This window comes from Thiohalophilus sp., from assembly GCF_031581315.1.
In the GTDB taxonomy this organism is placed as follows: Bacteria; Pseudomonadota; Gammaproteobacteria; order UBA6429; family Thiohalophilaceae; genus Thiohalophilus.
On the sequence record NZ_JAVLAZ010000111.1, the window covers coordinates 1 to 2,603 of the forward strand.

The 2,603-nt window shown below is 54.5% G+C and carries 4 protein-coding genes; all 4 read right to left on the reverse strand.

Going from position 1 to position 2,603, the window contains the following annotated elements:
• Positions 1–210: 210 nt before the first annotated feature.
• The 4 genes from rfaH to RI563_RS12000 all read right to left on the reverse strand — a co-directional run bounded on the left by rfaH (position 211) and on the right by RI563_RS12000 (position 2,203).
• Positions 211–711 carry a transcription/translation regulatory transformer protein RfaH gene (gene rfaH, locus RI563_RS11985; protein ID WP_310694617.1) on the reverse strand — a complete coding sequence of 167 codons (501 nt, stop codon included), beginning with the start codon at positions 709–711 and terminating at the stop codon, positions 211–213.
• A gap of 2 nt (positions 712–713) precedes the next feature.
• Positions 714–1,058, reverse strand: a complete 345-nt coding sequence (locus RI563_RS11990; protein ID WP_317622892.1) for a MarR family EPS-associated transcriptional regulator — start codon at positions 1,056–1,058, stop codon at positions 714–716.
• 502 nt (positions 1,059–1,560) lie between these two features.
• Positions 1,561–1,983, reverse strand: coding sequence for a PIN domain-containing protein (locus tag RI563_RS11995; RefSeq protein ID WP_310694619.1), 423 nt, complete (start codon positions 1,981–1,983; stop codon positions 1,561–1,563).
• The gene (locus RI563_RS12000) at positions 1,973–2,203 is read right to left on the reverse strand and encodes a DUF6364 family protein (RefSeq protein ID WP_310694620.1); all 231 of its coding nucleotides are present in this window, start codon (positions 2,201–2,203) and stop codon (positions 1,973–1,975) included. Before RI563_RS12000 ends, RI563_RS11995 begins: the two co-directional genes overlap by 11 nt.
• Positions 2,204–2,603: the final 400 nt, after the last annotated feature.

Sequence of the window (2,603 nt, forward strand, 5' to 3'; positions counted from 1 at the left end):
TCTGGTGGGAGGCGATGCCATCGGCGACGGTCGTGCCCCTGTTCTCGAGTCGCGGCTGCAAGCCCCTCCTACAAACCCTCTCTCTGGTGGGAGGCGATTGACGTACAGGGATGGACTAATGTCGTGGGCGGCATGGATGCCGTGAGCGACCCATCGGCGACGGTCATGCCCCTGTTCTCGAGTCGCGGCTGCAAGCCCCTCCTACAATGACTAGCGGGCCGGGACGATGTCGTGGGTTTCGACGGTGACGCGGTTCTGGCGTCCCAGCATGTCCAGCAGGATGATGACCCGTTCGGTGCCGCTGGCTTTTTCAAAAACGCCGTTGAGGCCGGTAAAGGCGCCTTCCACGACCTGGACCTTGTCGCCCGGCCGCCAGCCGGGTTGCTCGCCCGGTTCACCGAGCAGGATCTGTTCCTGCTGGTGGATGGCGTCGATCGTCTGTTGCGCGATGGTGGCCGGTTCGTTGCCGAAGCGGACCATGTTCAGTACCCCCAGGGTCGAGCGAATGGGGGCGAAGTCATCGATGCCTATCGCCAGCTGGACGAACAGGTAGCGGGGAAACAGCGGCTCGATAATTTTCTGCCAGCGCTGGCGCCGGCGTTTGGCCTGGGCCATCTTCGGGAAATAAGTGGTGTAGCCCTGACGTTCGAGGTTATCGACGGCCACGGATTCTTTTTTGGGCTTGGTCTGGATCACGTACCAGTGATGCATCCTTACGACTCCCCTTCCTCAAGCGGCTTGAGGGCCGCGGCTTCTTCGCGCAATTCTTCCAGTTCATCAAGCAGCTGTTCGTATTCTTGTTGCTTGCGTTTTAAAAAGCTCAGGGTCACGCGAGTCTTTTCTTCCACGCCCTTGGGGGTCAGAAGATAGGCATACTTTAATTTGTGCGGGTTCTGACGAAAATTGCCCGCCTTGACCCAGCCTTTTTCGATCAGGGCTTTAAGGCAGTAATTGGTCTTACCCAGGCTGATACCCAGCTCGTTGGCCAGCTCGCGCTGGTTCATGCCGGGATTTTCTTCCAGCAGTTTGAACAGCTTGTAGCGGGTCTCATCTGTCAACAAAATAATAGTTCTGAGTTCTGAGTTCTGAGTTCTGAGTTCTGAGTTCTGAGTTCTGAGTTCTGAGTGGGTTTGCCCGATATAGGCTTGCTTTATCGGGCCTGCCCGGCATTTGGGCACGCTACCGCCCTGCCGTGCGGGGTACAGCATGAATAAAATCAATGACTTGCATTTATTCCCGCGATAAAACCGGACTGATATAGACAGGTATCCTGACGCTTCGCGGGGTTACTGACCTTAGCGGCCAGTCTGTTCAAGACTTGAACATGATACTAGTGAAATGTCACAGATGTGTAAAGCCTTGTTTTTAGTGAGAATCAGGGCGTTCCTGTCGGACTTTCGGGGAGCGGAAGGATAAGTTCTGAGTTCTTAGTCATAGGCCAGGGAGGCTTGAACGTGGTTATTGGCGGACCCGGGATGTGCCCCTTCTCTCGAATCGCGGCTGTAAGCCCCTCCCACAATAATATAGTGCCAAGTGCTGAGTATTGCGGGTTATCGGGCTTTAATGCAGGAATGGATTCTCAATGCGAATTCCTTCAATAAACTGTCCGTGGTTCATATCTTCCGAGAAGAGCACTTCGGCTCTGGCCTGCACTGCAGTGGCGACGATCATCGCATCCCAGAATGACAATCCGTTTCGTTCCTGAATCTCGGAAGCGACCAGAACCGTCCTCGCCGCGGGGCACTCCAGCTGCCAGGCACAATACGCCTCAACCAGTTCTCGTGCGCTGGCATACGACAAGGGCTGTGGAATTTTACGGGTGATCGTCACATAGAATTCCTGCAGCACCTGAATACTGATTACGCCCTCGCCGTTTTCCCACAAGTCACGGACCAATCTGGCGGCACGCTGGTATTTCTCTCCGGCATCCAGATCATGCGCGTAAATCAGGATATTTGTATCAACGAACTGCTTAACGCTCATGCAACTCATCCCGGCTCACTGGCTGACCGCCGAAGTGGAATCCCGAATCCAGGGCTCGCAGGGCACGGCGCCGGCTCTGCTCATAGTGATCGACATCACGCACGATCTGAACCAGCTCCTCAGTCAATAATCGACTCACCGAGGTAGAACGCCGGGCAGCGATCACTTTGAGCTTTGTCAGTATTTCCTTATCAATAGAAAGGGTAATATTCTGTTTCATGATGACGGGCTTCCTGATTGCACGATAATACGTGTAGCACGTAAATATCGTGAGATCAAACTCCGAGGGGGGCAAGTTCTGAGTTCTGAGTGCTGTGGGTGCCGGGTCATAGCCCAGGGGGCTTGAACATGGTTATAGGCGACCAGGGGATGTGCCCCTTCTCTCGAATCGCGGCTGTAAGCCGCTCCCACAATAACAAGTTCCAGGTCATAACTACTCAGAGCACAGATGGGCAAAAAAATGCCCGCCGCGGCATCCTTGCCGGGCGGGGCTTTTGGGTGTGATATCCCTATCACGTACAACGTCCTTGTTGGGGAAACAGCATAGTGAACCCACCCCGAAATGGCTGTAGGACAACGCTGAATGTGGTGTAGGGATTGGCTGAAAATCTTGTAGGAAA

What these genes read in the sequence shown, in the direction of transcription:
- rfaH (WP_310694617.1), bottom strand. Translation starts at nt 711, where the DNA reads ATGCATCACTGGTACGTGATCCAGACCAAGCCCAAAAAAGAATCCGTG.
- RI563_RS11995 (WP_310694619.1), bottom strand. Translation starts at nt 1,983, where the DNA reads ATGAGCGTTAAGCAGTTCGTTGATACAAATATCCTGATTTACGCGCAT.
- RI563_RS12000 (WP_310694620.1), bottom strand. Translation starts at nt 2,203, where the DNA reads ATGAAACAGAATATTACCCTTTCTATTGATAAGGAAATACTGACAAAG.